21 protein-coding genes are annotated in these 24,369 nt (G+C 72.4%); 8 read left to right on the plus strand and 13 right to left on the minus strand.

Annotation, left to right across the window (positions count from 1 at the left end; translation table 11 throughout):
- The 6 genes from ACS04_RS14640 to ssd all read right to left on the minus strand — a co-directional run.
- Positions 1–296, minus strand: a 296-nt coding sequence (locus ACS04_RS14640) for a TadE family type IV pilus minor pilin (RefSeq protein ID WP_048477056.1), incomplete at its 3' end; no start/stop codon positions are given.
- A complete protein-coding gene (locus ACS04_RS14645) occupies positions 283–480 on the minus strand; it encodes a DUF4244 domain-containing protein (RefSeq protein WP_048477027.1) in 198 nt (65 codons plus the stop codon). The genes ACS04_RS14640 and ACS04_RS14645, both read right to left, overlap by 14 nt.
- 106 nt (positions 481–586) lie before the next feature.
- The gene (locus ACS04_RS14650) at positions 587–1,363 is read right to left on the minus strand and encodes a type II secretion system F family protein (RefSeq protein ID WP_048477057.1); all 777 of its coding nucleotides are present in this window, start codon (positions 1,361–1,363) and stop codon (positions 587–589) included.
- Positions 1,363–2,247, minus strand: coding sequence for a type II secretion system F family protein (locus tag ACS04_RS14655; RefSeq protein ID WP_078864762.1), 885 nt, complete (start codon positions 2,245–2,247; stop codon positions 1,363–1,365). The genes ACS04_RS14650 and ACS04_RS14655 overlap by 1 nt, the downstream gene beginning before the upstream one ends.
- Entirely contained in the window at positions 2,244–3,392 is a 1,149-nt protein-coding gene (locus ACS04_RS14660; protein ID WP_048477028.1) for a TadA family conjugal transfer-associated ATPase, read from the minus strand. The genes ACS04_RS14655 and ACS04_RS14660 overlap by 4 nt, the downstream gene beginning before the upstream one ends.
- Positions 3,389–4,561, minus strand: a complete 1,173-nt coding sequence (ssd, locus tag ACS04_RS14665; protein WP_048477059.1) for a septum site-determining protein Ssd — start codon at positions 4,559–4,561, stop codon at positions 3,389–3,391. Before ssd ends, ACS04_RS14660 begins: the two co-directional genes overlap by 4 nt.
- A 503-nt stretch (positions 4,562–5,064) precedes the next feature.
- Here ssd and ACS04_RS14670 point away from each other — a divergent pair.
- Positions 5,065–5,940: an HAD family hydrolase gene (locus tag ACS04_RS14670; protein ID WP_048477029.1), complete on the plus strand. Its 876-nt coding sequence runs from the start codon at positions 5,065–5,067 to the stop codon at positions 5,938–5,940.
- Between the two features lie 490 nt (positions 5,941–6,430).
- On the opposite strand, the gene ACS04_RS14675 is transcribed toward ACS04_RS14670, so the two are convergent.
- Positions 6,431–7,252 (minus strand): Fic family protein, encoded by an 822-nt coding sequence (locus ACS04_RS14675; protein WP_048477030.1) that lies wholly within the window; start codon positions 7,250–7,252, stop codon positions 6,431–6,433.
- 109 nt (positions 7,253–7,361) lie between these two features.
- Here ACS04_RS14675 and ACS04_RS14680 point away from each other — a divergent pair, with 109 nt between their 5' ends.
- Positions 7,362–8,381 carry an ATP-binding protein gene (locus ACS04_RS14680; protein WP_048477031.1) on the plus strand — a complete coding sequence of 340 codons (1,020 nt, stop codon included), beginning with the start codon at positions 7,362–7,364 and terminating at the stop codon, positions 8,379–8,381.
- Here the strand turns inward: ACS04_RS14680 and ACS04_RS14685 are convergent.
- Positions 8,338–9,636, minus strand: coding sequence for a polysaccharide deacetylase family protein (locus ACS04_RS14685; RefSeq protein ID WP_048477032.1), 1,299 nt, complete (start codon positions 9,634–9,636; stop codon positions 8,338–8,340). The genes ACS04_RS14680 and ACS04_RS14685 overlap by 44 nt on opposite strands.
- Positions 9,637–9,869: 233 nt before the next feature.
- Between ACS04_RS14685 and ACS04_RS14690 the strand changes: the two genes are divergently transcribed.
- The 5 genes from ACS04_RS14690 to ACS04_RS14710 all read left to right on the plus strand — a co-directional run bounded on the left by ACS04_RS14690 (position 9,870) and on the right by ACS04_RS14710 (position 17,786).
- Complete coding sequence (locus ACS04_RS14690) at positions 9,870–12,347, plus strand: SulP family inorganic anion transporter (RefSeq protein WP_063839266.1); 2,478 nt, start codon at positions 9,870–9,872, stop codon at positions 12,345–12,347.
- A gap of 280 nt (positions 12,348–12,627) precedes the next feature.
- Positions 12,628–14,625, plus strand: coding sequence for an acetate--CoA ligase (gene acs, locus ACS04_RS14695; protein WP_209441698.1), 1,998 nt, complete (start codon positions 12,628–12,630; stop codon positions 14,623–14,625).
- A 208-nt stretch (positions 14,626–14,833) separates the two neighbouring features.
- On the plus strand, positions 14,834–16,270 hold the full coding sequence (nhaA, locus tag ACS04_RS14700; RefSeq protein ID WP_048477034.1) for a Na+/H+ antiporter NhaA: 1,437 nt from the start codon (positions 14,834–14,836) through the stop codon (positions 16,268–16,270).
- A gap of 101 nt (positions 16,271–16,371) precedes the next feature.
- The gene (locus ACS04_RS14705) at positions 16,372–16,830 is read left to right on the plus strand and encodes a phage holin family protein (RefSeq protein ID WP_048477035.1); all 459 of its coding nucleotides are present in this window, start codon (positions 16,372–16,374) and stop codon (positions 16,828–16,830) included.
- Positions 16,827–17,786: an alpha/beta fold hydrolase gene (locus tag ACS04_RS14710; RefSeq protein WP_048477036.1), complete on the plus strand. Its 960-nt coding sequence runs from the start codon at positions 16,827–16,829 to the stop codon at positions 17,784–17,786. Before ACS04_RS14705 ends, ACS04_RS14710 begins: the two co-directional genes overlap by 4 nt.
- 372 nt (positions 17,787–18,158) lie before the next feature.
- Here ACS04_RS14710 and ACS04_RS14715 read toward each other — a convergent pair whose 3' ends face one another.
- From ACS04_RS14715 to nth, 3 genes are all read right to left on the minus strand, one after another.
- Positions 18,159–19,361: a MarP family serine protease gene (locus ACS04_RS14715; protein WP_048477061.1), complete on the minus strand. Its 1,203-nt coding sequence runs from the start codon at positions 19,359–19,361 to the stop codon at positions 18,159–18,161.
- Between the two features lie 13 nt (positions 19,362–19,374).
- Complete coding sequence (locus ACS04_RS14720; RefSeq protein WP_078864764.1) at positions 19,375–20,193, minus strand: NUDIX hydrolase; 819 nt, start codon at positions 20,191–20,193, stop codon at positions 19,375–19,377.
- 199 nt (positions 20,194–20,392) lie between these two features.
- Positions 20,393–21,160 carry an endonuclease III gene (nth, locus tag ACS04_RS14725; RefSeq protein WP_048477037.1) on the minus strand — a complete coding sequence of 256 codons (768 nt, stop codon included), beginning with the start codon at positions 21,158–21,160 and terminating at the stop codon, positions 20,393–20,395.
- Between the two features lie 357 nt (positions 21,161–21,517).
- Between nth and ACS04_RS14730 the strand changes: the two genes are divergently transcribed.
- Positions 21,518–22,192: a Crp/Fnr family transcriptional regulator gene (locus ACS04_RS14730; RefSeq protein ID WP_003981529.1), complete on the plus strand. Its 675-nt coding sequence runs from the start codon at positions 21,518–21,520 to the stop codon at positions 22,190–22,192.
- 218 nt (positions 22,193–22,410) lie between these two features.
- Here the strand turns inward: ACS04_RS14730 and ACS04_RS14735 are convergent, their stop codons facing one another.
- Together ACS04_RS14735 and ACS04_RS14740 are read right to left on the minus strand one after the other, a co-directional pair.
- Positions 22,411–23,256, minus strand: a complete 846-nt coding sequence (locus ACS04_RS14735) for an MBL fold metallo-hydrolase (RefSeq protein WP_048477038.1) — start codon at positions 23,254–23,256, stop codon at positions 22,411–22,413.
- Positions 23,253–24,152, minus strand: coding sequence for an NUDIX hydrolase (locus ACS04_RS14740; RefSeq protein WP_048477039.1), 900 nt, complete (start codon positions 24,150–24,152; stop codon positions 23,253–23,255). Before ACS04_RS14740 ends, ACS04_RS14735 begins: the two co-directional genes overlap by 4 nt.
- Positions 24,153–24,369 lie beyond the last annotated feature (217 nt).

Consider the following 24,369-nt stretch of genomic DNA (forward strand, 5'->3'; position numbering starts at 1 on the left):
GGCGCCGGCCCCGAGCCCCGGCCCCGCCACAGGTCCCCCTCCCGCTCCAGCCCCACCTGCGCCCCCGGCGGGGCGGCCGCCCTGGCCGCCGCCTCCGCCACGCCCGGCGGCTCCGAGCGGGCCGCCGCCCGGGCTCCGGCCCGGGCCGCGTCCACGCACCGGATCTGCCCGGCCGCCGCCATCAGCGCCCACACCAGCAGCGCCGCGAAGAGCACCAGCGCGGGGATCACCAGAGCGGCCTCCGCCGTCACATATCCCCGGTCGCCCGGCACCCGGCGCTTTTCAGAACGGCACATCGAGCGCCTTCCCGATGGTCGACTGGAGTGCCGTCGAGACCGCTTCACTCGTCACCACCTTGTACAGAACGGCAGCGAATGCACAGGCCGCGATCGTGCCCATGGCGTATTCAGAAGTGGACATGCCCGCGTCGTCCGCACGACCGCTCAACGCCGACCGCAGACGCGACCAGATGATCTTCATGACAACCTCCTGTTTGATCGGTTTCTTGACGTGAACTCAGGGGTGATGCGACGGGCCTTACCGCGCACGGCGGTGAACCCAAGTTGCCGGAGTTTTCGCTGTGACTTCAGGTGGAGGAGAGAAGGCCGGAAGCCATTCCGATCACCACCGGGGCCACTCCCACCGCGAGAAACGCGGGGAGAAAACACAGCCCCACCGGAGCGGTGACGAGCACCGCCGCCCGCTGCGCCCGGGCACCCGCCTGCCGCGCCCGGTCCTCGCGCAGTGCCGTCGCCAGCCGGGAGACCGGTTCCGCGGCCGGCGCCCCCGTCCGGGCGGCCCGCTCCAGACAGTCCGCGAGCGCCCGAGCGCCCGGTATCTGCGCCAACCTCCCCCACGCGGCGCCCGGTTCGCCTCCGAGCCGCAGCTCCGCCCCGGCCAGCGCCAGCCGCTCGCCGACCGGACCGCCCAGTGACTCGCCGACCACCTCGGCCGCCTCGACGGGAGCCGCACCCGCCGCCAGACAAGCGGCCAACAGATCGGCCGCGAACGGCAGCTGACGCTCGGCCTCCCGCGCATCCACCCCGGCCGGCGGCCTCGCCCGCAGCAGCAGCCACCGCACCCCGACCGCCGCCGCGCAGCCGGCCGGCACCCCCAGCCACCCGCCGACCAAGACCCAGGCCGCCAGCAGCGCCCCCGCCGGGCCGGCCCAGGCCCTCGCCACCACCCGTATCCCCGACCCGAACGCCGGTGCCCGGCGTTCCGCTCCCACCGGGAGCAGGACCGCCATCCTGCGCCGGACCCCGCGCGCCCGGACCCGGGCCGTCACCGCCGAAGCCGTGCACAGCGCCGCCACCGCGAGGCACAGCGCCATCCCCAGCCTGTGGATCACGAACTCGCCCATCACCGCTCCCCCGCCCCCACGATCCGCCGGCACCACAGCAGCCCCAGTACCTCCAGCACCCCGCCGGCCATCAGGCAGCCCCACCCGACCGGGGTGTGCAGCAGCACGCGCAGCGGATCCGCCCCGAGTCCGGTGCCGATCAGCAGGCCGACCAGCGGCAGCAGGGCCAGGACCACCGTCGTCGACCTGGCCCCCGCCAACTGGGCCCGCAGGGACTCCTGCCGGTCCCGCTCGGCCCGCAACGCCCCTTCCAGCCGCTCCAGTCCGGCGGCGAGCCCCGCGCCCCCGTCCACCGAGATCGACCAGCAGGCGGCCATCCCGGCCAGCCCTTCCGCGCCGGGCTCCCGCGCCGCTTGCCGCAACGCCGCGGGGACGTCACCGGCGAACGCCGCGGCGGCCAGTACCGCCGCCTCCGCCGGGCCCGGACCGCCCGGGCCCGCTGCCGTCCGCCGTATCGCCGCCGTCAGCGCCTGCCCGGGCTGGGCTCCCGCTCGCAGCTCGCCGACCACCGCCCCGCACAGCGCGATCACCCCGGCGGTCCGGGCGCCGCGCTCACGCTCCCGCCGGCGGCCCCGCAGCCACCGCCTCACCAGCGGTACCGCCGCCGCGCCCGCCACCAGGGGGATCACCGACCCGCCCAGCAGCGCGACCACGAGCCCGATCCCGAGACAGGACCACTCCCGCCACCGCGCCGCCCGTACCCGCACCGCGACCACCAGCCGCTCCCAGTGCTGTGGACCGCGAGGCACCACGGGCCCGCCCCCGGCCAGCACCACCCGGACTCGCCGGGACACCCGGTCTCCCCCGGCCAGCGCCCAGGCGGCCGTCCCCGCGCAGAGCACTCCGGCGAACAGCGGCACCGGCACCGCGGCCGCGCCGTTCACCGCGCACCCCGCAGCAGCGGACGCAGCCGCTCCCAGCCACGCTCCCGGACGAAACCCCGGGCGGACCAGCGCAGCGCCGGTACGGTGACCACCAGCCCGGCTGCGTCGCGCTCCAGCACGTGCACCTCGGCCACCCGGCGGCGCCCGGCCCGGTCCCGGACCAGATGGACCACCAGGGTCAGCGCGGCCGCCAACTGACTGTGCAGAGCGGCCCGGTCCAGCCCTGCGGAGGTCCCGAGGGCCTCCAGCCGGGCGGGCACGTGCGCGGCGGCATTCGCGTGGACCGTCCCGCACCCGCCTTCGTGGCCGGTGTTCAACGCCGCCAGGAGGTCGGCCACTTCGGCGCCCCGGACCTCGCCGACGACCAGCCGGTCCGGCCGCATCCGCAGCGCCTGGCGGACCAGGTCCGCCAGGGTGACCAGGCCCGCCCCCTCCTGGTTGGCCGGCCGGGTCTCCAGCCGCACCACATGGGGATGGTCGGGGCGCAGCTCGGCCGAATCCTCGGCCAAGACGATCCGCTCGCCGGGGCCGACCAGCCCCAGCAGGGCGCTGAGCAAGGTGGTCTTGCCGGTGCCGGTGCCGCCGGAGACGAGGAACGACAGCCGGGCTTCGACCATGTCCCCGAGGAGGCGCTGACCACCGGGCGGCAGCGTGCCCGCCTCGACCAGCTCGTCCAGCGTGAACGCCCTCGGCCGCACCACCCGCAGCGACAGGCAGGCCGAGCCGACCGCCACCGGCGGCAGCACGGCGTGCAGGCGGGTGCCGTCGGGCATCCGGGCGTCCACCCAGGGCCGGGCGTCGTCCAGGCGTCGTCCCGCTACGGCGGCCAGCCGCTGGGCGAGCCTGCGCACGGCATCGGTGTCGGCGAAGGTCACCCCGGTCAGCTCCAGCCCGCCGCCGCGGTCCACCCACACCCGGTCGGGAGCTGCCACCAGGACATCGGTGACCTCCGGGTCGGCGAGCAGCGCCTCCAGCGGGCCGGCGCCGACCAGTTCGGACCGTAATTCCGCCGCCGCCCCCAGCACTTCCGCATCGCCCAGCAGTCGGCCCTGTGCCCGCAGGGCCGCCGCCACCCGGGCGGGGGTCGGCTCCGCCCCGCTCTCGGCGAGCCGCCGGCGCACCGCGTCCAGGAGCACCGCGCTCATGCCGCCACCCCCTGGGCGGGGCCGAGCGCCCGCCGCCAGAAGCCGTCGCAGAACCGGGCCAGCGCTCCCCGCCCCTGCCCGCCCGGCGGTTCTCCCTCGGCGACGCGCCCCGGGAGCCCCACCTCGACCGGGACCTCTCCGGCCAGCGGCACCCCCAGCAGCCCCGCCACCGCTTCGGCGTCGAGCCCGCCCGGGCAGCGGCCCCGTACGACCACGCGGACATCCCGGGCCACCATCCGCACCCCGGCCGCGACCCGCCCCGCGGCGGCCACCGCCCGCAACTCGCCCGGCACCACCATCAGCACCAGGTCGAGCTGCGCCAGCGCCTCGGCCACGGCTTCGTCCACCCGTCGGGGCAGGTCGACCACGACCACCCCGCCCCGGCGGCGCGCGGCGGACAGCACCGAGCGCATCGCGGCCGGCGGCACCACCACCCGGTCCCCGCGGTCCCAGCTGAGCACCCGCAGGGCGTGCAGCTCGGGCAGGGACTCCTCCAGGGCGCCGGCGCCCACCCGGCCCCGCGAGCCCGCGAAGTCCGGCCAGCGCAGCCCCTCGGCGCTCTCGCCGCCGAGCAACACGTCCATTCCGCCGCCGAGCGGGTCGCCGTCGATGAGGATGGTCCGCTGCCCGGCGCGGGCGGCGCGCAGGGCGAGGGCGCACGCGAGGGTGGAGGCCCCGGCCCCGCCGCTGCCGCCGATCACCCCGACCGCGAGGGCGGGTTTCCCGGCGCCCTCCACCACATCGGCGATGCGGTCGACGAGCCGGTTCTCGGCATCGGGGAGCCGGAGCACCTCCTCGGCGCCGATCTCCACCGCCCGCTGCCACACGAGCGGGTCGTCGAGGTCCCGGCCGACGAGCAGCACGCCGGCCCGCCGCGGGGCTCCTCGCACCCGGCGGGCGGCATCATCCCCGACGAGCACGAGCGGCGCGGACTCCCATCCGATCCCCCCGTCCGGCGCCAGGGCGGCTCCGGAGCCGCTTTCGCCCCTCCCGGCACCACCGTCACTGCCGCCTCCGCTTTGCTCGGGCACCGCATGGTGCACATGCGGCTCGGCACCGGCCGCCGCGCACAGCCGCAGCAGATCGTCGAGCAGCAGCGGATCCTCGGTGATGATCAGTGGCCGCCCGCCACCAGGGGTTGCCCCGCCCGGAGCGCCCCATGGCCTGATTCCGCCTGCTTCCGCGCGCTCGTGCACTTCACATGACTTCGATCCAGCCACGATCTCCGCCCCCTTCTCACTGCAAATGCCAGCACCGCGGACTTCGCGGCCGGAATCACCGTGGGGCCATCCGGAAAAAGAAGGGGATCTTGCTCGAAAACTGTGGACAACTCACACCCTGTGAATAACTCCATCACCCCAACAGGTGAGTTCAGAGCGCGCCGGAACCACTACACAGCGTCACGAGTTCAAGGGAGTGAGGGCCTTCGCCACGCAGGGCCCACCGAGGAAGGAGGGCTGCGGAAATGGTCACTTGGGGCAGAAGGCAGGGACGCGAACCGCGTCCGGACATGCGACGACCCCCGCCGGGGGGGAGAGCGGGGGTCGTCCCCACGGTCCGACTCGGGGGGGGAGGAGCCAGACCGGGTTAGCACGGTCGCGAACGATCCGTGACTTCCATGGTGTACCCGAGAGCCTTCTCAGGCAAACCCACGCGCCACACCTTACGCCGAATGGTGGGCGCATATGCTCGGGGCGTGGAAATCCAGCCCTTGCCGCACTCGTCGCCCCGCACCGCAGCCTTCTTCGACCTGGACAAGACGGTCATTGCGAAGTCAAGCACTCTGACGTTCAGCAAGTCCTTCTACCACGGCGGCCTCATCAACCGCCGAGCCGTGCTGCGCACCGCCTACACCCAGTTCATCTACCTGGTCGGCGGAGCCGACCACGATCAGATGGAGCGGATGCGTGAGTACCTGTCCTCCCTCTGCAAGGGGTGGAACGTCCAACAGGTGCGGGAGATCGTCGCGGAGACCCTGCACGACCTGATCGACCCGCTGATCTACGACGAGGCCGCGTCCCTGATCGAGGCCCACCACACGGCCGGCCGCGACGTGGTGATCGTTTCGACCTCGGGTGCGGAAGTCGTCGAGCCGATCGGCGAGATGCTCGGCGCGGACCGGGTCGTCGCCACGCGCATGGTCATCGGTGAGGACGGCTGCTTCACGGGCGAGATCGGGTACTACGCGTACGGACCGACCAAGGCCGAGGCGGTGCGGGAGCTCGCCGAGTCCGAGGGGTACGACCTCGCGCGGTGCTACGCGTACAGCGACTCGGTGACGGACATTCCGATGCTGGAGGCCGTCGGGCACCCGCACGCCGTCAATCCCGACCGGGCCCTGCGGCGCGAGGCGGTGGCGCGGGAGTGGCCGGTCCTGGTGTTCAACCGGCCGGTGCGCTTGAAGCAGCGGCTGCCGGGGCTGTCGATGCCGACACGGCCGGCGCTGGTGGCCGCGGCCGCGGTGGGCGCCGCCGCTGCTACCGCCGGGCTGGTCTGGTACGCCAGTCGGCGGCGGGCGAGCGCGCTGGCCGCCGCTGCTTCCGCCTGACCGTTCGCTCTGACCGTTCGCCGGGGCTGACCGTTCGCCGGGGCCCGACCCGGGCCCCGGCGGCCCGGCCCCGGCGCGGCCGGGCCGCCGGGGCACCGGGCCGCCCCGAACTGCGGAAACGAAGGCTGTCCGATTCACCCCACCTCGTCATGAAAAAGGCAAAAAAAGTGGGCAGGGGTTCCGCTGGCCAGCGAAGCGGAGTACAAAGGAGTCAACGGCCCGCGAGACCAAAGAACATCCGAGAGGATCATCTTTAAAACGCAGTAAGGCCCACGGACCGAAGCATGAACGCCGAGCACCCACGCGACGTCGACCCGTCGATTACGGGCCAGCCGCACCAGGTCACGGGCAAAGTTCCCGGCCTGATGGGCAACCATCGAGGACGCTTGGTAACTCGGCGCGAATGCCAGCGGCGACACCAATGCAAGACGGTGTCGCCGCAACCCTGCGTGGCGGCAGCCCTGCCCCGCCACAAGCCCCTGATCAGCGCTTACGCCGCGCCCCGCTGCAGCGCCTCGCAGACCGCCGTCGACTCGCGCACACCGAGTTCGATGGCCCGGCCGCAGTGCGCGATCCAGGCGCCCATCCCCTCCGCGGTCCCCGAGAGGTAACCCTCGAACGCCGCCAGGTACGCGTCCCGGCCCTGCTCCGCATGCCCGACCTCCGCCGGGCAGATCGCCTTCGGGTCCAGACCGCTGTTGATCAGCACGATCCGCTCCGCCGCCCGCGCGACCAGGCCGTTGTACGAGCCGAACGGACGCAGCGCCAGCAGCTCGCCGTGCACCACCGCCGACGTGATCAGCGCCGGGGCCGAGCCGCCCGCAATGATCAGCCGGGACAGTCCGTCCAGCCGGCCCGCCACCTCCTGCGCGCTCGGCAACGGCGCGGTGACGAAGGGCTCGTCGACCGGCTCGCCCGTCAGCCGCGGGCGGCCCACCACATCACCCTCGGCCGTCGACCCCGACGCCACCAGGTGCAGGCGCGCCAGCACCCGCAGCGGCGACTGCCGCCAGATGCTCAGCAGCTGCCCGGCCTCGGCCGTCAGGCGCAGCGCCGCACCCACCGTGCGCGCCTGCTCCTCCGCCCCGAAGTCGGTGCGGCGGCGCACCTCTTCCAGCGCCCAGTCCGCCCCGGACAGCGCCGCGCTCCCGCGCGCACCGCGCAGCGCGGCCTCGGAGGTGATCTCCCCGCTGCGCCGGCGCATGACCCGGTGCCCGTAGACCCGGTCCACGGCCTTGCGTACGGAATCCACGGATTCGGCGACACCCGGGAGCGAGCCCAGGGCGGCCAGCGGGTCAGAAGCGCTACTCATAAGTAAGGAGCCTACGCACTGGGGGTCGGTAGCACCGACCCCTCCTTGGAGTGGTCTTCTTCACTTACAAGCACCACACAAAGCGACAAGACGGCTACGCTTGGTGAACATGAAGATCGCTTTCGTGGGAAAGGGCGGCAGCGGCAAGACGACCCTGTCCTCCCTCTTCATCCGCCACCTCGCAGCCAATGAAGCCCCTGTCGTCGCGGTGGACGCCGACATCAACCAACACCTCGGCGCCGCGCTCGGCCTCGGTGAGGACGAGGCCGCCGCACTGCCCGCGCTGGGCGCGCACCTGCCCCTGATCAAGGAGTACCTGCGGGGCTCCAACCCGCGCATCGCCTCCGCCGACACGATGATCAAGACGACCCCGCCCGGAGCGGGATCGCGCCTCCTGCGGGTCGCCGAGGACAACCCGGTGTACGAGGCCTGCGCGCGGACGCTGCTGCTCGACGGGGAGCCCGTACGGCTGATGGCCACCGGCCCCTTCACCGAGGCGGACCTGGGCGTCGCCTGCTACCACTCCAAGGTCGGCGCGGTGGAGCTGTGCCTCAACCACCTGGTCGACGGCCCGGACGAGTACGTCGTCGTCGACATGACCGCCGGCTCCGACTCCTTCGCCTCGGGCATGTTCACCCGCTTCGACATGACCTTCCTGGTCGCGGAGCCGACCCGCAAGGGCGTCTCCGTCTACCGCCAGTACAAGGAGTACGCGCGGGACTTCGGGATCGCGCTCAAGGTCGTCGGCAACAAGGTGCAGGGCACGGACGACATCGAGTTCCTCCAGGACGAGGTCGGCGAGGACCTGCTCGTCACGGTCGGGCACTCCGACTGGGTGCGTGCGATGGAGAAGGGCCGCCCGGCGGCGTTCGAGCTGCTGGAGGCGACCAACCGGCTCGCCCTCCAGGCCCTCCAGGACGCGGCGGACGACTCGTACGCCGACCGCGACTGGGAGCGGTACACCGCGCAGATGGTCCACTTCCACCTGCGGAACGCGGAGAGCTGGGGCAACGCCAAGACCGGGGCCGACCTGGCTGCCCAGATCGACCCCGATTTCGTCCTGCGGGAGAGCCCGGAGTCCTCCCCTACTCTCCCGGCTCCTCTTCGGCCGACTCCGCAGCCGGCTTGACCGCGGGGGCGGCCGGCTTGGCCGGCGGCCCCGCCGTCAGGAACTTCGTCCAGCCCTCCTTGGGCGCCTCACCGACGTCGAGGCCGCGCATCCATTCCAGGACCTTCGGGTCCTGGGCGTCCAGCCAGTCGACCAGCTCGCGGAACGGCACGCAGCGGACCTCCTTCTGCGTGCACATCGACTCGATGGAGTCCTCGACGGCCTTCATGTACGTGCCGCCGTTCCAGGACTCGAAGTGGTTGCCGATGATCAGCGGCGCGCGGTTGCCCGCGTAGACCCGGTCGAAGGCCTGCTGGAGGCCCTGACGCATCTGCTCGCCCCAGTACGCGTGCTGCGAGGGGTCGCCCTGGGTGGTCGTACCCGACTGGTTGACCAGGTAGTTGTAGTCCATGCTCAGGGTGTCGAAGGCACGGCCCGGCATGGGCACCAGCTGGAGCGGGACGTCCCACAGACCGTCCGTCTTCTTCGGCCAGACCTGCTTGCTGATCCCGCTGGAGTCGTAGCGGAACCCCATGTCCTTGGCGGCCAGCATGAAGTTCTTCTGGCCTTCGAGGCAGGGGGTGCGGGCGCCGATCAGCTCCTTGTCGTAGTCGAACGGGAGCGGGTCCATGCTCTTGAGGTCCGGCGTGTTGGTCTTCCAGTTCTTGACGAACGACTTGGCCTGGTTGATCTCGCTCTTCCACTCCGGCACGGACCAGGTGCCGACGCCGCCGTCGGGGCCGCAGAAGTGGCCGTTGAAGTGGGTGCCGATCTCGTTGCCTTCGAGCCAGGCCCCGCGGACCTGGGCGGCCGTGTCCTTGATGCCCTGGACGTCGCCGAAGCCGATGTCCGAGCGGCCGGACTCGTGCTGCGGGGCCGTGTAGAGGGAACGTTTCTCCTCAGGAAGCATGTACACGCCGCTGAGGAAGTACGTCATCCGGGCGTTGTACTTCTTGCCGACCTCGCGGAAGTGGGAGAAGAGCTTCTGGCTGTCCTCGCCGGCCCCGTCCCACGAGAACACCACGAACTGCGGCGGCTTCTCGCCGGGCTTCAGCTTCTGCGGCTTCCGCACGTTCGGCTGCGCACCCGTGTACGCGGTCGAGCCGTCGCCGATCAGCCGGTTCACACTGCCGGGGGCCGCCTCCGGGGCCGGGCCCTTCTTGGCGTTCGGCCCGCCGGCGGGCTTGGCGGGTTCCGAGGTGCTGCACCCGGCGACGCCCAGCACCAGCGCCGTGGCGGCCAGGCCGCCGGCGATCTTCTTCGTGGCGGCGATCATCCGTCCACCTCTCCCTCGCAGTTACATCGCGGGTCTTCCGCGCCGCAACGTCCCATGCGGGCCGCCGTGAAGATGATGTGACAAGCCGTACAAAATGCTTAATCACCCCTGAGTGCTAATTTCTAGTCCATTTGCCCCCATTCCCTATCACGATCCTTTACTCTCCATTACCTTTCATTTACTGAGTGTTGAGACTCCCGCCGCTTCATCCCTCCGCAGAGGAGACGGGACCCATGGCAGCCACCTCCCCCACGGCCGACCGCCCGCCGCACAAAGGCCACCGAGCCGATCTCCACGCCGACCTGTCCGCATCCCTGACCGTGTTCCTGATCGCCCTGCCGCTCTCCCTCGGCATCGCGCTCGCCACCGGCGCCCCGCTCCAGGCGGGCCTGGTGGCCGCGGCCGTCGGCGGGATGGTGGCCGGGCGCCTGGGGGGCACCCCGCTCCTGGTGAGCGGGCCCGCGACCGGACTGACCGTGGTCACGGCCGAGTTGATCCAGCGGTACGGATGGCGCACCACCTGCGCCATCACCGTGCTCGCCGGCTGCTGCCAGCTCGGACTCGCCGCGCTGCGCACCGCGCGCTCGGCGCTCATGGTCAGCCCGGCCATCGTCCACGGCATGCTCGCGGGCGTCGGTGTCACGATCGCCCTGGCCCAGCTGCACATCGTCCTCGGCGGCACTCCCCAGAGCTCCGCGGTCGCCAATGTCCGCGGTCTGCCGGAGCAGTTGGCGAATCTGCAACCGGCAGCACTGGGCGTCAGCGCCCTGACCCTGCTCGTCCTGCTCGGCTGGCCACGGCTGCCCGGGCGGGTAGGGCTCGCGCTGCGCAAGGTGCCGGCCGCGCTGGCCGCCGTCGCCACGGCCACGGCGTTCGCCGCGCTGACCGGGCTCCGCCTGCCCCGGGTGGACCTGCCGTCCTGGCGCAGCCACGCCCTGCCCGAGCTGCCCGAGGGCCCCGTCCTCGGCATCGCGGCGGCGGTCCTGACCGTCACCCTGGTCGGCAGTGTGGAATCCCTGCTGTCCGCGGTCGCCACAGACAAGCTCGTCGCCTCGCAGCGGCGTACGGGCAACCGCCCGCCGCGCGCCGACCTCGACCGCGAACTGCGGGGCCAGGGCGCGGCGAACGTGCTCTCGGGCCTGCTGGGCGGGCTGCCGATCGCGGGCGGGGCCGTCCGCAGCGTGGCCAACGTCAAGTCCGGGGCCGTCAGCCGCCGGTCGGTCATGCTGCACGGGCTGTGGATCCTGCTCGCCGCCGCCCTTCTCGTCCCGGTCCTCGACCTGATCCCGCTCGCCGCGCTGGCCGCCCTGGTGATGGCGCTGGGCGTGCAGATGGTGAACGCGACGCATCTGCGTACGGTCAGCCGGCACCGCGAGATCTCGGTGTACGTGACGACGATCGCGGCCGTGGTGCTCGGCGGGGTCCTGGAGGGGGTCGCCGTCGGCATCGCGGTGGCCGTCGCGCTCGCACTGCACCGGCTGGCCCGTACCCGGATCACCGTGGAGGTGCAGGACGGGGTCCACCGGGTGTGGGCGCGAGGGCAGTTGACCTTCCTCGCAGTGCCGCGACTGAGCCGGGTGCTGAACCAGATCCCGCCCGGCGGGCGCGTGGTGGTGGAGCTGGACGGCTCCTTCATGGACCACGCGGCGTACGAGACGCTCCAGGACTGGCAGCACGCCCATCTGGTGCACGGGGGCTCGCTTGAGGTCACCGGCCGCTCCACCGCCCGGATGGCCGGGGCGGGTCACTCCGGCGACCGGACGCACACGGCACACCAGCCCCACCTTGCCCACTCGGCCCACTCGGTCCACCGCGCCGATCAGAGATCCCATCGCGGGACCCATCGCGGCGGACACCAGTGCTGCCGCCCCTGGACCCCGTGGATGAACCACTGCGACCACCGCCCGGCGGCCGAGCCCATGATCCCCGGCGCGGCCGCGGCCCCCGACGCGATGGACGCGCTGGAGTCGGCGGAGGCGGTGGAGTCGGTGGCCCCGCCCCCGGCCCCGCGCCGCCGCGGCGCCGGCCAACTGGCCAGCGGGATCAGCGCCTTCCAGCGGGACACCGCGCCGCACGTCCGCGAGGAGCTGGCCCGGCTGGCCCGGGAGGGGCAGCGGCCCTCGCAGCTCTTCCTGACCTGCGCCGACTCCCGCCTGGTGACCAGCATGATCACGGCCAGCGGCCCCGGCGACCTGTTCACCGTCCGCAACGTCGGCAACCTGGTCCCCCTGCCGGGCGCCGAGTCCACGGACGACTCGGTCGCGGCGGCCATCGAGTACGCGGTGGACGTGCTCAAGGTGGACAGCATCACGGTGTGCGGGCACTCGGGCTGCGGGGCCATGCAGGCGCTGCTGAACTCCGCGCCGGGAACCCCGATGACCCCGCTGCGCCGGTGGCTGCGGCACGGGCTGCCCAGTCTGGAGCGGATGGCCAGCCGCCACCACGCCTGGGTGCGGATCGCGGGCCGGCTCCCGGCCGACGCGGTGGAGCAGCTGTGCCTGACCAACGTGGTGCAGCAGCTGGAGCACCTGCGGGCGCACGAATCGGTGGCCCGCAGGCTCGCGGAGGGCACGCTGGAGCTGCACGGGATGTACTTCCACGTGGGCGAGGCCCAGGCGTACCTGCTGTCGGAGGGCGAGGACTTCTTCGACTGCCGGGTCTTCGACAGCGTCGGACACCAGGCCGCGGAGCACGTCGGGCAGCACGCCTGAGAAGACGGCCGGACGGCCGGACGGCCGGACGACGGCCGGACGCCCCGATACCCCGACGCACCCGTGCCCGGATGCCCGGATGATGGCCGAATCGCCGTCGCCTGCGGATCCTGATCATGGACGCCGACGAACCGGTAGCCTCCGGTATCCGTGTCACACAGTGGCCCTTTCCCGCACCCTGCAGCGGGAAGGGGCCACTCTGCACGTCCGCCCGGCTGTGGTATAGGTCTAAACCAATTTTCGGCTACCCCTTGTCACCAGGGCCGCTGACTGATGAGCTATGCCCGGGGACACAACGGACACCCTGGGAAAGGGAGATGTCGTGAGCAACGAAAGCCTGGCCAACCTGTTGAAGGAGGAGCGCCGATTCGCTCCTCCCGCCGACCTGGCCGCCGCCGCCAACGTGACAGGGGCTGCGTACGCACAGGCCGACGCGGACCGGCTGGGCTTCTGGGCCGAGCAGGCCCGCCGCCTGACCTGGGACACCGAGCCGACCGAGACGCTCGACTGGACCAACCCGCCCTTCGCCAAGTGGTTCGCGGACGGCAAGCTGAACGTGGCCTACAACTGCGTGGACCGGCACGTCGAGGCCGGCAACGGCGACCGCGTCGCCATCCACTTCGAGGGCGAGCCCGGCGACAGCCGCGCGATCACCTACGCCGAGCTCAAGGACGAGGTCTCCAAGGCCGCCAACGCCCTGACCGAGCTGGGCGTCCAGGCCGGCGACCGGGTCGCGGTCTACCTGCCGATGATCCCCGAGGCCGTCGTCGCGATGCTCGCGTGCGCCCGCGTCGGCGCCGCCCACTCGGTGGTCTTCGGCGGTTTCTCCGCCGACGCCGTGGCCTCCCGCATCCAGGACGCCGACGCCAAGCTGGTCATCACCGCCGACGGCGGCTACCGCCGCGGCAAGCCCAGCGCCCTCAAGCCCGCCATCGACGAGGCCGTCGCCAAGTGTCCGCAGGTCGAGCACGTACTGGTCGTACGGCGCACCGGCCAGGACACCGCGTTCACCGAGGGCCGCGACGTCTGGTGGCACGAGGTCGTCGGACGCCAGTCCGCCGAGCACACCCCGCAGCCCTTCGACGCCGAGCACCCGCTGTTCATCCTGTACACCTCCGGGACCACCGGTAAGCCCAAGGGCATCCTGCACACCTCCGGCGGCTACCTCACGCAGGCCGCGTACACCCACCACGCCGTCTTCGACCTCAAGCCGGAGACCGACGTCTACTGGTGCACCGCCGACATCGGCTGGGTGACCGGGCACTCGTACATCGTCTACGGGCCCCTCGCCAACGGCGCCACCCAGGTCATGTACGAGGGCACCCCGGACACCCCGCACCAGGGCCGGTTCTGGGAGGTCGTGCAGAAGTCCGGCGCCACCATCCTCTACACCGCGCCCACGGCGATCCGCACGTTCATGAAGTGGGGCGACGACATCCCCGCGAAGTTCGACCTGTCGAGCCTGCGCGTGCTGGGCTCGGTCGGCGAGCCGATCAACCCCGAGGCCTGGATCTGGTACCGCAAGCACATCGGCGGCGACCGCTGCCCGATCGTGGACACGTGGTGGCAGACCGAGACCGGCGCGATGATGATCTCCCCGCTGCCCGGCCTCACCGAGACCAAGCCGGGCTCCGCCCAGCGCGCCCTGCCGGGCATCGGGGCCACCGTCGTCGACGACGAAGGCCACGAGGTCCCGAACGGCGGGGGCGGCTACCTGGTCCTCACCGAGCCGTGGCCGTCGATGCTGCGCACCATCTGGGGCGACGACCAGCGGTTCGTCGACACCTACTGGTCCCGCTTCGCGGGCCGCTACTTCGCGGGCGACGGCGCCAAGAAGGACGACGACGGCGACATCTGGCTGCTGGGCCGCGTCGACGACGTGATGCTGGTCTCCGGCCACAACATCTCCACCACCGAGGTGGAGTCGGCGCTGGTCTCGCACCCCTCGGTCGCCGAGGCGGCCGTGGTCGGCGCCAAGGACGAGACCACCGGCCAGGCGATCGTGGCCTTCGTGATCCTGCGCGGCAGCGCCTCCGAGACGGACACCCTCGTCGGCGAGCTCCGCAACCACGTGGGCGCCACGCTGGGCCCGATCGCCAAGCCGAAGCGCATCGTTCCCGTCCAGGAGCTCCCGAAGACCCGCTCGGGCAAGATCATGCGGCGTCTGCTGCGCGATGTCGCCGAGGACCGCGCGGTCGGCGACGTCACGACTCTGGCCGATTCCTCGGTCATGGACCTCATCCAGACCAAGCTGCCGTCCGCCTCCAGCGAGGACTAGGCGCGGGCTTCACCGACAGGTGACGAGGGGTATCCGGCGTATCGCGCCGGATGCCCCTTTCGCGCATAAAGTGATGATCGCCGGATACGTCCTCGCGTCACCCTGTAAAGTGAGCGAAGCGTAAAAATGCAGGTCCACAGGGTGCGCCGGGAAGTCTGGTCGGCAATGAGCTTCGCCATGCCGTCCAACCCACCCGGAGGTGTCCCCCGTGGCCGCGCCCAGCCCCACCGACCGCCACAGCCGCAAGTTCCTCGGCATGCTCTCCCTGCCCGAGCGGCGCTTCGTGGCCGACGCCCTGCGCGCCGAGACCGTCGGCGGCGTGCTCCTGCTCGTGGCCGCCATCGCCGCCCTGCTGTGGGCGAACATCCCCGCCCTCTCCGCCGGCTACGCGGACGTGAGCGACTTCCACATCGGCCCCGCCTCCCTCGGCCTGGACCTCTCGATCCAGCACTGGGCGGCCGACGGGCTCCTCGCGATCTTCTTCTTCGTCGCCGGCATCGAGCTCAAACGCGAGCTGGTCGCGGGAGATCTGCGCGACCCGAAGGCGGCGGCCCTCCCGGTGATCGCCGCCGTCTGCGGGATGGCCGTGCCCGCGCTGGTGTACGTACTGGTCAACGCGGCCGGCGGCGGCTCGATGGACGGCTGGGCGGTCCCGACCGCCACCGACATCGCCTTCGCCCTCGCCGTCCTGGCCGTCATCGGCACCTCACTGCCGTCCGCCCTGCGCGCCTTCCTGCTGACCCTCGCCGTCGTCGACGACCTCTTCGCCATCATGATCATCGCGGTGTTCTTCACCAGCGAGATCGACTTCCTGGCCCTCGGCGGCGCGGTCCTCGGCCTGGCCGTCTTCTGGTTCCTGCTCCGCGCGGGTGTCCGCGGCTGGTACGTGTACGTCCCGCTCGCCCTGGTCATCTGGGGCCTGATGTACAACAGCGGGGTCCACGCCACCATCGCCGGCGTCGCGATGGGCCTGATGCTCCGCTGCTCCCGCAAGGAGGGCGAGGACACCTCCCCCGGCGAGCACATCGAGCACCTCGTACGGCCCATCTCGGCGGGCCTCGCCGTCCCGCTCTTCGCGCTGTTCTCGGCCGGGGTCTCGCTCTCCGACGAGGCCATCGCCCAGGTCTTCACCCGGCCCGAGACCCTCGGTGTCGTGCTCGGCCTGGTCATCGGCAAGGCCGTCGGCATCTTCGGCGGCACCTGGCTGGCCGCCCGCTTCACTCGCGCTTCGCTCAACGAGGACTTGGCCTGGCCCGACGTACTGGCGGTGGCCTCCCTCGCCGGCATCGGCTTCACCGTCTCGCTGCTCATCAGCGAACTCGCCTTCACCGGCGACCCGACGCTCACCGGCGAGGTGAAGGCCGCCGTCCTCTTCGGCTCCCTCATCGCCGCCGTCATCGCGAGCGTCCTGCTCAAGCTGCGCAACCGCACGTACCGGGCCCTCACCGAGGACGAGGAGCGTGACGAGGACCTCGACGGCATCCCGGACATCTACGAGCAGGACAAGCCGGAGTACCACCTGCGGATGGCGAAGATCTACGAGGCGAAGGCCGCGGAGCACCGCCGCAGGGCCGAGGCGGCCGCGGCCGCCGCGCGGGACGAAGCGGCCACCGGGTCCAGCGCCGAGCGCGGCCGTCCGGCATGATCTGAACTGACGCCGCGACGGGTGCGGTGACGGGCGCAGGACAGGCGCCGCCGCGCAGGGCGTCGACAGCAGACGACGGCAGATGACAGAGGGAGAGAGCGATGAGCGCAGTGGACCAAGGGGCGCAAGGAGCCGAGCGCACACTCGGCCAGCTGGTCGCCTCGGCCACCGCCGAGATGTCCGCCCTGGTGCACGACGAGATCGCCCTCGCCAAGGCGGAGATCCGCCAGGACGTCAAGCGCGTGGGCATCGGCGGATCCGCCATCGGGATCGCGGGGGTGTTCGCCCTGTTCTCCCTGCCCGTGCTGAGCTTCGCCGCGGCGTACGGGATCCACAACCTCGGGCTCGGGCTGGCCTGGTCGTTCCTCATCGTCGGCGTGGCGTTCCTGGTGCTCGCGGGCCTGCTGTCGCTGATCGCCGTATCGAAGTTCAAGAAGGTCAAGCCGCCGGAGAAGACCATCGCGTCGGTCAAGCAGACCGCGGCGGTCGTCAGTACCGTCAAGCCGCATCCGCGGTCGGTGAGTGACCAGGCCGTGGGTGTGGCACGCTCGTCCTCATGACAGCGCCCTCACCGGACTCCAGCACTCCGCCCACCGCCGCGACGGCGGTCAGGATCGACGTGCCCGGTGGGCGGGCGGTGACCCACCGGGACGTCGCGGCCAACGGGGCCCGGTTCCACGTCGCCGAGATGGGCGACGGGCCGCTGGTGCTGCTGCTGCACGGCTTCCCGCAGTTCTGGTGGACGTGGCGGCACCAGCTGACCGCGCTCGCCGACGCCGGGTACCGGGCCGTCGCGATGGACCTGCGCGGGGTGGGCGGCAGCGACCGCACCCCGCGCGGCTACGACCCCGCGAACCTGGCCCTCGACATCACCGGGGTCGTACGGTCCCTCGGCGAGCCCGACGCCGCCCTCGTCGGGCACGACCTGGGCGGCTACCTCGCCTGGACCGCGGCCGTGATGCGGCCCAAGCTGGTGCGCCGGCTCGTGGTCTCCTCGATGCCGCACCCGCGGCGCTGGCGCTCGGCGATGCTGTCCGACTTCGGCCAGACCCGGGCGAGTTCACACATCTGGGGCTTCCAGCGGCCGTTCATCCCGGAGCGGCAGCTCGTCGCCGACGACGGGGCGCTCGTGGGCGAGCTGATCCGGGAGTGGTCCGGCCCGCTGCCGCCCGCGCAGGAGGACCTCGACGTGTACCGGCGGGCGATGCGCATCCCGTCCACCGCACACTGCTCGATCGAGCCGTACCGCTGGATGATGCGGTCGATGGCCCGGCCGGACGGTCTCCAGTTCAACCGCCGGATGAAGCGGCCGGTGCGCGTGCCGACGCTGCACCTGCACGGCTCGCTCGACCCGGTGATGCGCACGCGCAGTGCGGCCGGCTCCGGGGAGTACGTCGAAGCCCCTTACCGGTGGCGGCTGTTCGACGGGCTCGGGCACTTCCCCCACGAGGAGGATCCCGCGGCCTTCTCGACGGAGCTGGTGAACTGGCTGAAGGACCCCGAGCCGGACCGCTGATCCGACGGGATCTCAGCTGACCAGTCATCAGTACGACTGTCCTACGAGCGTTCAATTGCCCGGCGCATAGGCCAATTGGCCGCTCCGGACGGGATTACGGACCTTGGGGCCCGGGCACAGCTCGTTGTATGGGCTGGACGCACGACTACGGTGACACCGCACGCGAACGCCGCCCGGCAGCGACGCCGGGCACCTACGGGAGGACGGGCCGGGACGGCCACGACCTCCGCCTCGGGATTCCGCGCATCCTGCGCCGCCGGGCCCGGTGGGTCTCGGCACGCCTGCGGCATCCCCGGACGTAGCCGGCGCCGTCCGGGGACGCGGCCGCAATCGCGGCCGCCCCCCGTTCCGCTCCGTTCCGTTCCGTACGGGTCAGAGGGCGCAGCCCTGGCTGTCGACCCTCCGGTCGGAGGTCTTCCCGATCCGGATGTCGTCGCGGACCTCGTCCGCCGTCAGCGCGTACCCGGTGTTGGGGTCGTCGAGCGACTTCGCGAAGACGACCCCGTACACCTTGCCGTCGGGCGTCAGCAGCGGCCCGCCGGAGTTGCCCTGGCGGACGGTCGCGTAGAGCGAGTAGACGTCACGGCGGACGGTGCCGCGGTGGTAGATGTCGGGACCGTTGGCGTTGATCCGGCCGCGCACGCGCGCCGCGCGGACGTCGTACGCGCCGTTCTCCGGGAAGCCGGCGACGATCGCGTCGCTGCCGCTCGCCGCGTCCTTGTCGGTGAACTCCAGCGCGGGCGCCTTCAGCTTGGGCACGTCCAGGACGGCGATGTCGCGCTCCCAGTCGTAGAGCACGACCTTGCCGTCGTAGAGCTTGCCCTCGCCGCCGATCTGCACGGTCGGCTCGCCGACCCCGCCGACGACATGCGCGTTGGTCATCACCTTGCCGGGCGCGAAGACGAAGCCGGTGCCCTCCAGGACCTTGCTGCAGCTCGGCGCGGTGCCGACGACCTTCACGATCGAGCGCTTGGCCGTCTCGGCGACGGGGCTGCGGGCCAGCGCGGGGTCGGGCGCCTTCACCTCGGTGATCGGCTCGTTGGAGAACGGGCTGAAGACCTGCGGGAATCCGCTGCGCGCGAGGGTGGAGCTGAAGTCCGAGAACCAGGTGTTGGCCTGCGTGGGCAGCACGCGCGACACGCCCAGCAGGACCTTGGAGTTGCGGACTTCCTTGCCCAGGGTGGGAAGTGAGGTCCCGGCGAGGGCCGAGCCGATCAGCCACGCCACCAGCAGCATCGCGACGACGTTGACCAGGGCGCCGCCGGTCGCGTCGAGCGCGCGCGCCGGCGACCACGTGATGTGGCGGCGCAGGCGGTTGCCCAGATGGGTGGTGAAGGCCTGCCCGATCGAGGCGCAGACGATGATCACGACCACGGCGATGACCACGACCGTGGTCGAGACCTGGGTGCCGTTGTCGGTCACCCGGTCCCATATCAGCGGGAGCAGGGACACGGCGATGAGACCACCGCCGAGGAAGCCGATCACCGACAGGATGCCGACGACGAACCCCTGGCGGTAGCCGACGATCGCGAACCACACGGCGGCGACCAGCAACAGGATGTCCAGCACGTTCACGAGGGTCACCGTCTCATGCGCGCCAGTCGAGCGGGACCTGCCTCGATCGGTCCCAGGGGCGCTCCCATCCCGCGAAATGCAGGATCCGGTCGATCACTCCGGCCGTAAAACCCCAGACCAGAGCCGATTCGACGGTGAAGGCGGGCCCCAGGTGGCCGCTCGGGTGGACGGCCATGACCCGATGATCGGGGTCCGTGAGATCGGCCACGGGAACCGTGAAGACGCGGGCGGTCTCGGCCGGGTCCACGGCGCCGACGGGGCTGGGATCGCGCCACCAGCCGAGGACGGGCGTGACGACGAACTCGCTGACCGGGATGTACAGGCGCGGCAGGACGCCGAAGAGCTGGACGCCCGAGGGGTCGAGCCCGGTCTCCTCCTCGGCCTCGCGCAGGGCGGCGCGCAGCGGGCCGGTGGTGTGCGGATCGCCGTCCTCCGGGTCGAGGGCGCCACCGGGGAAGGAGGGCTGGCCCGCGTGGGAACGCAGGGTCCCGGCACGCTCCATGAGCAGCAGCTCGGGGCCGTGGGGGCCCTCGCCGAAGAGCACCAGCACGGCGGACTGGCGGCCGCGGCCGTCCTCGGGCGGCAGGAACCGGCTGAGCTGGGTCGGCCGGACCGTCGCCGCGGCCTCCACGACGGGATCGAGCCACCGGGGCAGGCCGTGGGTGCTCACGCGCAGAGCATCCGGGTCCGCGCGCGGGGTCTCGAATCGGCCCCCGTGCGGGGCCTGGTACGGGTTCTCGTACGGGGCCCCGTACGAGGCCTGCGGCTCGCCCTGTTCCGGCGGCGCGGCCGCCTGGGCCACGCCCCTGTCGTCCCGCGCTCCGCGCGTCATAGGCACCCCTGCTCCCTGCCGTCGCCGACACCTTCGCCGTCCCGGTACGGGGACAACGCACCCTCGGGCCGGATTCGTTCCGCCGCGGGCCGCCCGGTGGCGGCGGCCCGCGGCCGTGCTGCGTGCTCTGTGCTGCGTGCTCTGTGCTGCGTGCTTGTGGCCCCACGGCCGGCCGCCGCGTGCGCCGCGGCCGGCGTGCTCAGGCCTCGGCCTCGGCCGCTTGCGTGGCGCCCAGCGGCGGGGCCGGGAGGCCCGGGTAGTCCGGCGGCGGGCTCAGCCGCTGGCCGGGCTGACCGCCCTTCTCGTACTTGAGCAGCTTCTTCGCCTTCTCCGGGTCGGTCTCGCCCTCCCCGTACGCCGGGCACAGCGGGGCGATCGGGCAGGCGCCGCAGGCGGGCCTGCGGGAGTGGCAGATGCGGCGGCCGTGGAAGACGACGCGGTGCGAGAGCATCGTCCACTCGCTCTTCGGGAAGATCGCGCAGACCTCCGCCTCGACCTTCTCCGGATCCTCCTGCTCGGTCCACTTCCAGCGGCGCACCAGCCGGCCGAAGTGGGTGTCCACGGTGATCCCCGGGACTCCGAACGCATTGCCGAGGACCACATTGGCCGTCTTGCGGCCGACTCCGGGCAGCTTCACCAGATCCTCGATCCGGCCCGGCACCTCCCCGCCGAAGTCGTCCACCACCGCCTTCGAGAGGCCGAGGAGGGAGCGCGCCTTCGCCCGGAAGAACCCGGTCGGCCGGATGATCTCCTCCAGTTCCTCGGGCACGGCCGCCGCCATGTCCTCGGGCGTCGGGTAGGCGGCGAACAGCGCCGGGGTCGTCTGGTTCACGCGCAGATCGGTGGTCTGCGCGGACAGGACCGTCGCGACGAGCAGCTCGAACGGGTTCCGGAAGTCGAGCTCGGGATGGGCGTAGGGATAGATCTCGGCCAGTTCCCGGTTGATGCGGCGGGCCCGGCGCACCATCGCCAGATGCGATTCCGGTTTCTTGGCCGAACCTTTGCCCTGAGGACTCGGCAGGGCCGTCCGGGGCTTCCCCGGCGCCTTCTCGGGGGCTTGTTCGCCCACAGCTGAATTGGGCCCGCCCGTCACACCCGCGGACCCCTTGGCCTGTGCTCTCACCGGCTTATTGGACACCCGGCCAGCCTAAGGCCGGGCGCCGACACCCGCCTGGACCTCAGGTAACACCACCCTGATTGGTCTCTCACCGCACAGCACACGCGTACGTCCGGCATCCTAGGTAGTGATTGATCGCACTGTTTGAGCCGTCCGGCAAAATAGGGCACCAGGCCCCCTGAGCTGGTCGACATAGGAGAGAGACTCGTGGACGACGTTCTGCGGCGCGCCCCGCTCTTCGCGGCGCTCGATGACGAGCAGGCCGCGGAGCTCCGCGCCTCCATGGGCGAGGTGACCCTCGCACGCGGTGACGCCCTGTTCCACGAGGGCGACCCCGGTGACCGGCTGTATGTCGTGACCGAGGGCAAGGTGAAGCTCCACCGCACCTCCCCCGACGGCCGCGAGAACATGCTGGCCGTCCTCGGCCCCGGTGAGCTGATCGGCGAGCTGTCGCTGTTCGACCCGGGCCCGCGCACCGCCACCGCCACCGCCCTGACCGAGGTCAAGCTGCTCGGCCTCGGCCACGGCGACCTGCAGCCGTGGCTCAACGCCCGGCCCGAGGTCGCGACCGCGCTGCTGCGCGCGGTGGCCCGGCGCCTGCGCAAGACCAACGACCAGATGTCCGACCTGGTCTTCTCCGACGTGCCGGGCCGCGTGGCCCGCGCCCTCCTGGACCTGTCGCGCCGCTTCGGCGTGCAGTCCGAGGAAGGCATCCACGTCGTGCACGACCTCACGCAGGAAGAGCTGGCCCAGCTGGTCGGCGCCTCCCGCGAGACGGTCAACAAGGCCCTCGCGGACTTCGCGGGCCGCGGCTGGCTCCGCCTGGAGGCCCGCGCCGTGATCCTGCTGGACGTGGAGCGGCTGGCGAAGCGGTCGCGCTGACCGCGGCAACGGATGTGCGTGAAGGGGTCCTGCCCGGTAGGGCGGGGCCCTTCCGCGTCTGCGGCTCCCGTTCCCGGTACGGGCTTCCCGCCCGCTCCCGGTACGCGCTTCCCGGCGCACGCTTCCCGGCGCGCGGCTCCCGGGCTCAGATGCCCGTCAGGGCCTCGCCCGCCTGCTTCGCCTCCGGCAGCTCGGCCACCGTCACGCGCCGGCCGTGGTCATTCGGGGCCCCCGGGGATCAGCCCGTGATCTTGCAGGTACTCCAGCTGCGCCCGTACGGACCATTCCGCGGCCGGCCACAGCGAGCGGTCCACGTCCGCGTACACGTGGGCGACGACCGCCTCGGGGGTCGTGTACCCGTCCTCCACGGCGGTCTCCACCTGGGCGAGCCGGTGCGCGCGGTGGGCCAGGTAGAACTCCACCGCTCCCTGCGCGTCGTCCAGGACCGGCCCGTGGCCGGGAAGGACCGTGTGCACGCCGTCGTCGACCGTCAGCGAGCGCAGCCGGCGCAGCGAGGCCAGGTAGTCGCCGAGACGGCCGTCGGGGTGGGCCACGACGGTGGTACCGCGGCCGAGGATCGTGTCGCCGGTCAGGACGGCGCGGTCGGCGGGCAGGTGGAAGCAGAGCGAGTCGGCGGTGTGGCCCGGGGTCGGGACCACGCGCAGCTCCAGGCCGCCGGTGCGGATCACGTCCCCGGCGCCGAGCCCCTCGTCGCCGAGGCGCAGGGCGGGGTCCAGGGCGCGCACCTTGGTACGGGTGAGTTCGGCGAACCGGCCCGCGCCCTCGGCGTGGTCGGGGTGGCCGTGGGTGAGGAGGGTCAGGGCGATCCGCTTGCCGGCCCGTTCGGCGGTCTCGATGACCGCGCGCAGGTGCGCCTCGTCCAGGGGGCCCGGATCGATGACGACGGCTTCCGCGGAGTCGGGCTCCGAGACGAGCCAGGTGTTCGTGCCGTCCAGGGTCATCGCGGAGGCGTTGGGGGCCAGGATGTTGACGGCGCGGGCGGTGGCGGGCCCTGAGGTAACGATTCCCCGGGGCTGTCCGGGCAAGGCGCTCGCACTGGTCACGGGGTGCCTCCCGGGCGGACGTGCTTGGTGAACTCGTCGTGGCCGGGCCAGCTGAGCACCAGCTCGCCGTTCTCCAGCGTGGCCTGCGCCAGTACGGGCGTCAGGTCCTGGGCGGCCGCCGCGGCGAGGGCGCCCGCGGCGCTCCCGTACGGCTCCAGCGAACGCAGCGTGGAGATGGTGGGCGGCATCATCAGCAGCTCGCCCTTGTCGTAGCCGGCGGCGGCGTCCGCGGGGCGGATCCAGACGGTCCGGTCGGCCTCGGTGGAGGCGTTGCGGGTGCGCTGTCCCTCCGGGAGGGCGGCGACGAAGAACCAGGTGTCGTACCGGCGGGGCTCGAACTCCGGGGTGATCCAGCGGGCCCAGGCGCCGAGCAGGTCGGAGCGCAGCAGCAGGCCGCGGCGGTCGAGGAACTCGGCGAAGGAGAGCTCGCGGGCCACGAGGGCGGCCCGGTCGGCCTCCCAGTCGTCGCCGGTGGTGTCGCCGACGACGGTGTCGGGGGACTCGCCGGCGAGCAGGACCCCCGCCTCCTCGAAGGTCTCGCGGACGGCGCCGCAGACGATCGCCTGCGCGGTACGGGGATCGGTGGCGAGGCGGGCGGCCCACTCGTCCTGGCCCGGACCGGCCCAGCCGACGAGGTGGTCCTCGTCGCGGGGGTCGACCCCGCCGCCGGGGTAGGCGTACGCGCCGCCCGCGAAGGCCATGGAGGTCTTGCGGCGCAGCATGTGCACGGCGGGTCCGGCGGGGGGGTCGCGGAGCAGCATGACGGTGGCGGCGCGCCGGGGTTCGACCGGGACGAGGGAACCGTCCATGAGCGCGCGGATCCGGTCCGGCCACTCCGGCGGGTACCACTGGCCCCCGGCGGGGGTTTGCTGCTGACCGTGCTGACCATTCGGCATGTCGGGATGCTACGGGTATCCGGCCCGATGTTCGAGGGCCCACCGGAGTGGGCCATGCCCACCGGGCGGAACCCGCGGGCGCGCCGCGCACGACCCGGGAGGCCCTGCGCGAACGACCCGGGAGGCCCTGCGCAGCACGACCGGGAGGCCCAAGGCGAACGGCCCCGGCGGGCCGCCGGACGGAGTCCGGCGCAGCGGCGCGAAGCCGGTGGGGCCC

The organism is Streptomyces roseus (assembly GCF_001044425.1).
Lineage (GTDB): Bacteria > Actinomycetota > Actinomycetes > Streptomycetales > Streptomycetaceae > Streptomyces > Streptomyces roseus.